Genomic DNA, 5,390 nt, shown 5'->3' on the forward strand with positions numbered 1-5,390 from the left:
GAGCGCTGGCAGGTTGAGCACCAGCAGATTCAGGCCACCGCCACGGCGGCGGGGATTGCGCCGGGCCACACCTTCACCCTGACCAACGCGCCGTTCTTCAGCGATAACGGCGAGTATCTGGTGACGGCGGCGGGCTACCACTTCGAAGAGAACCGCTACGCCAGCGGCGAAGGTGAAACTGTTCACAGGACCGATTTCACGGTCATCCCGGCGTCGGTCTCTTATCGCCCGGCGCAGAGCACGGCGTGGCCGCGCACCTACGGCCCGCAGACCGCGAAGGTGGTGGGCCCGAACGGCGAGAGTATCTGGACCGACAAATACGGTCGCGTGAAGGTGAAGTTCCACTGGGACCGTCTGGCGAAGGGGGATGACACCAGCTCCTGCTGGGTGCGCGTGTCGAGCGCGTGGGCGGGCCAGGGCTACGGCGGGGTGCAAATCCCGCGCGTCGGCGACGAAGTGGTGGTGGACTTTATCAACGGCGATCCGGACCGTCCGATTATTACCGGGCGCGTGTATAACGACGCGAGCATGCCGCCGTGGGCATTGCCGGCGGCGGCGACGCAGATGGGCTTTATGAGCCGCACGAAAGACGGCTCCGTGGACAACGCCAACGCCCTGCGCTTTGAGGATAAAGCAGGTGCAGAGCAGGTGTGGATCCAGGCCGAGCGCAATCTGGATATTAACGTTAAAAACGACGAAACACATTCTACTGAAAAAAATCGAACCCAGTTTGTTGGTGAGGATGAAACCTTACGGGTAGCGAAAAATCAGAAATCAGGGATTAAAGGCGATGTGGTATGCCTGACGGGGAACAGTCGAAACGATAAGGTCGTTAATAATTTTATACTTTCCGCAGGAAATACACTGAGACTGGAATGTGGTGAAAGCGCCATCGAGCTATCAAAAGACGGTAGCGTTCATATCATTGGTAATAACTTTAACTTTACTGCAAAACAGAACGCACAAATTAATACGCTTTCCGGCGAATTGCACTTGAACCCTGATGACGGACGAAATGTCATCGATCCGCCTGGTGCATCCCTTCAGGGTGAAATCCAACAGGAAGTGGATAGTTTTTTTGTTATTAATGGCAACAAGTAAGAGTAACCCGAATGGCTGATTATATTCTTCAGGAAGCAACACTCGCCTTACCCGATGTATTTAAAGACAGAACCATGAATTTATTTACCCTGAGTGATAACGGAGCCAGCGAGTTTACTTTTGTTGTTTCTCGTGCGACGGCAAAAAATGAAGATAAAGTCCATGATGCGGCTACCCGCCTGGCGCGTGAACTGGAAATTACGGTGCCCGACTTTCGTCTCGAATCCTCTCAGATGACCTCTGTTGATGGTCACCCTGCGGTTGAGCTTTATTATCAGTTCAAAAATGATAATGCGATCATTTTCCAGAGGCAGACCGTTATTTTGCTCGGTGACCAACCTGTCGGCCAAAAGATGGTGTGTTATATCGGTACTTGCCCGGGCGAGTTTAGCGATTATTATCATAATCAATATCAGGAAATTATCCGCAGTATTAAGTTCCACAAACCGGCTCAGACTGAAACCCAGGAAATGCTCGCTGCCGACAGCCAGGGGCCATTTTTTGCGCTTGATAGTGAGAGTAAGGTACTCAGTGTCTTTGAAAACATTCAGGAACTGTATGGACACCTTTCGCTTCAGCGGGCGAAAGAGGGGCAGTATTTGCTTTTTGAAAAGCGGGGTAAACCACTCAGTATTGCACCCGTTCCGGACAGCCAACCCCTTCGTTACGCGCTCTGGACGACTTCCTCAGACAAATCACATCACTTGCTTTCACAGCTTTCCGTATGCCGCCAGGTCTCTGGTTCTGACCAACTTAATACACCCGATCGGATACGTGGGTATCTGATGGCACAGCGAGCCGAATAGTTATGTCCGAATGTCTGGCCGCTCGCGTAGATGATGAGATTGCTCATACAGCCTCAAAAGGCTGGATGATCGCAGGATTGGTTGGTGGGGCAATTCTGGGCGCAGCTGCCGTTGTCGTCACCGGAGGGACCGCGTTGGTTGCTGTTTCTGCCGTTGCGGCTGGGGCATGTGCTGCGGGTGGGTTGGGTGAGCTCCTCGGCAGTATGTCATGGGCTCCACGCCATACTACCGGTACGCTAAAAGAAGGTTCACCCAATGTCTTTATCAACAGCCGAAAGGCTATCCGCGCTCATCTGTCAGCCGGAGAGTGTGATGAGCACAGCGGTAGCCTGCAACGGGTTGCGGAAGGTTCGATAAAAGTTTACATCAACAACTTTCCCGCCTCTCGCACAGGCGATAAGTTGACTTGCAGCGCCGAGATTAGTCAGGGATCGCGTAATGTTATTATCGGTGGAAGCAAGGTTCAGACAGATGAAATAAGTCCTGAAATCCCGGAGTGGGTGAACTGGACGATGCTCGCCGTTGGTGCCGGAGCCATGGCGGTGCTGGCCAGTCCGGCAATCGCACTTCTGAGTACACTCGGTGCGATGGGCGGTGGCACTGTGGGTAGCTACGCGGGTGGAATGCTGTTTGGCGAAGGCAGCGACGGTCAGAAATGGGGGATGCTGATCGGCTCCGTTATCGGCGGCGGGGCTGGCATGAAGGGAGGGGCAAGGTTTGATGCGTGGCGGGCTGGTAAGCCTGTTCTCGAACCGGTTAAGCCAAATATTTCGGCCCGAAGAGCTGAACTTAATGAAAAATTTGGACGCACGGGCGATCTCAATAGAGATATTACAGCCAGAGGAAATAAAGAGCTGGCAAGAAACTGGCTCGAATCTAAGGGCTTCACTCCGCAACAGATTCGTGACTTTGATAATGGCATTGACTATACAAATAGAGTGAGTGTTGAAACAATAAACAGAAATAAAACACTCTATCAAAACCAAGTGCCAGGAGGACGACAGGGAAACTGGTATGCTCTTCGAGAAGATGTTGAGCCAACAGAGTTGGGTATCAATCCAAAAGGTACTATTTATGGCACTGATCAAGTTGTTGATAAAGTAGCAAAACCGTATGTTTCACAACAAAAAGTTGAAATGTTACGTAGTACTTCTTTGCCCGCACTTGATACTTGGTCAGTGAAAGATGTACCCTATCAGACAAAAGGTGGGGCAATACAGATGCTTTCAAGCGAAAAGGATATATTTAAGGTGGCTCATGAATAAAGAAAATTACACCGCGCTAGATTATATCAATGATGCTATTGATGCAATTAATAATCGATTAGAACAAAATCCTACATTTTCTTTATATGTTATGGCGAAAAATCAGTTGGATTATATTAAATCTATTCTAACTGGTGCTGAAAAAGATAAAAGTAAATTACACACATTGAATCTTGGAGTGCTTGCATCTAAAGAGTTTGATACTACCGATGCCGAACTTGCTCAGCATTTGTCCAATGCTAATTATATAGCCTCGCAGATGGGGCAAGGGTTGAAGGTTATTCTTCCCCATGAGCAAGACGTAGAGTACCTGAAAAGGCAAAAAAGATATCGTAAGTGATAGGCAGTTTTTTTGATTTTTAAATGTGATTGTCCGGTATCGTTAACACTTTTATGCTGTAACTATCATATACACTTGATTGCTATCTCCATTTTTTAATGTAATTAAGTCTTCTGTTTCACGGAAAAAAAGAGAGAATGATAGATTATAATCTGTCATGCGCAGTTTCCCTGGTTTAATCCTTTTATAAAGAATGCATAATGGAAGATCTTCACAGTGAAGACTCGGTAATCAATCGTTATGCCGATCGTTATCGTAGCTACATGCCAATTAATATCCGTAATGGAAGAAGAAACACTAGTCTTGATGCGTCGAATTCATCTCACTCATGGGATGCAACATTACCTTTAACCATAACTGAAGATGTTTCACGTGATAAGGCACTTGGATCGCTGGTCGGTTTGGCTGCCGGGGACGCCGTCGGCACCACTCTTGAGTTTAAGAAAAGAGACAGTGAACATGTAGAGGATATGATTGGTGGCGGGCCTTTTCAATTAAAACCTGGTGAATGGACAGATGATACGTCCATGGCATTATGTCTGGCAGAGACTTATCTTTCAGAAAAAAGAATGCATACCGATGTGCTTAGAAAATATCTCTTGAAATGGTATCTTAACGGAGATAATAGCAGTAATGGTCGGTGCTTCGATATCGGGAATACGACGCGATTCGCGCTTGAACAGTATATGCGTGTCGGACCTTCCTGGTATGGCAATACAGAGAAACACACTGCTGGTAATGCTGGGGTTATTCGTCAAGCCCCGGTATCTATCTTTCGTCGAAAATCGCTGCGTGCGATTTACTTCGAATCCCAGGCTCAGAGTAGAGCAACGCATGGAGCAGTAGAGTCAATTAATGCATGCCAATTTCTTGGATTGGTATTGCACTATTTAATTAACGGATATCAAAAAGAAAAAGCTTTTTCGCCTCATGTTTTCCCATTATGCGCGCGTGTAATGATCATAAACGCGGGTGAGTATAAGCAAAAAACTCGCGATCAGATTCGTTCAAGTGGTTATGTTATCGATACGCTTGAGGCCGCGATGTGGTCAGTATGGAATACGGATAATTTCCGTGATGCAATTCTACTGGCCGCCAATCTTGCCGATGATGCTGACAGCGTTGCGGCGACGGCGGGCCAAATAGCTGGCGCATTATATGGTTATTCCGGTATTCCGCAGGACTGGAAAGATAAACTCGTGCAACATGAACGTATCGCCAAAATGGCAGGTGAATTATTCGATAGAGCACCTGAGGACAATTTTTTATAATTGTATAAATCCTATGGCACGGCTATTGTAGCGTGCCATTCAGTTGAACAGAAAATATTGGGTTAATGTGAGATTATATGTGAGACTAAAAACTCACTTTGCCTGTATATGAGAATGTGCCGAAATATTCAGCAAAAGTTGAGCTTTCAGGTAATGTTGTTCTCCTGTGCCTGATATTTGGTCGGTTTAAAAAGTCTCTGCCAGTCTAAAGATGGAGGCTAAAGTATTTATCAAGATAAAAGATATATTTGAGATTGCTCATGAATAAAGAAAATCATACCGAGATTAATTATATCAATGATGCCCTTGATATAATTAATCAACGATTGGAAGCAAAACCTGATTTTTCACCGTATGTTATGGTGAAGTGCCAGTTGGATTATATTAAATAAATTTTAATCGGTACCGAAAAAGACAAAAGTAAATTACATGCATTGAATCTTGGAGTACTCGCGTCCAAAGAATTTGATACAACAGATGCCGAGCTTGCTGAGCATTTATCCAATGCTAATTATATAGCTTCGCAGATGGGGTAAGGGTTAAAGATCATTCTGATGTAGCCCCCTGAAACACCAGACAGTAGCTGTATCTCCAGATAAGAGATAGG

General features: G+C 46.6%; 5 protein-coding genes and 1 pseudogene. All 6 read left to right on the forward strand.

Annotated features, from left to right (window positions below):
- A partial coding sequence (locus ACOTYN_RS25590; RefSeq protein WP_421634792.1) for a type VI secretion system Vgr family protein occupies positions 1 to 1,101 on the forward strand: 1,101 nt, incomplete at its 5' end.
- 11 nt (positions 1,102 to 1,112) lie between these two features.
- Positions 1,113 to 1,907: a DcrB-related protein gene (locus ACOTYN_RS25595; RefSeq protein ID WP_332959726.1), complete on the forward strand. Its 795-nt coding sequence runs from the start codon at positions 1,113 to 1,115 to the stop codon at positions 1,905 to 1,907.
- Positions 1,908 to 1,909: 2 nt separating this feature from the next.
- Entirely contained in the window at positions 1,910 to 3,172 is a 1,263-nt protein-coding gene (locus tag ACOTYN_RS25600; RefSeq protein ID WP_045404269.1) for a polymorphic toxin type 46 domain-containing protein, read from the forward strand.
- Positions 3,165 to 3,512, forward strand: coding sequence for an immunity protein Tsi6 family protein (locus ACOTYN_RS25605; protein ID WP_045404268.1), 348 nt, complete (start codon positions 3,165 to 3,167; stop codon positions 3,510 to 3,512). Before ACOTYN_RS25600 ends, ACOTYN_RS25605 begins: the two co-directional genes overlap by 8 nt.
- 200 nt (positions 3,513 to 3,712) lie before the next feature.
- The gene (tri1, locus tag ACOTYN_RS25610; RefSeq protein WP_071922996.1) at positions 3,713 to 4,783 is read left to right on the forward strand and encodes an ADP-ribosylarginine hydrolase Tri1; all 1,071 of its coding nucleotides are present in this window, start codon (positions 3,713 to 3,715) and stop codon (positions 4,781 to 4,783) included.
- Positions 4,784 to 5,043: 260 nt separating this feature from the next.
- A pseudogene (locus ACOTYN_RS25615) lies at positions 5,044 to 5,319 on the forward strand (immunity protein Tsi6 family protein).
- The last annotated feature ends 71 nt before the right edge of the window (positions 5,320 to 5,390 follow it).

This window comes from Enterobacter cloacae complex sp. IR5458 (assembly GCF_049238025.1).
Taxonomy (GTDB): domain Bacteria; phylum Pseudomonadota; class Gammaproteobacteria; order Enterobacterales; family Enterobacteriaceae; genus Enterobacter; species Enterobacter kobei.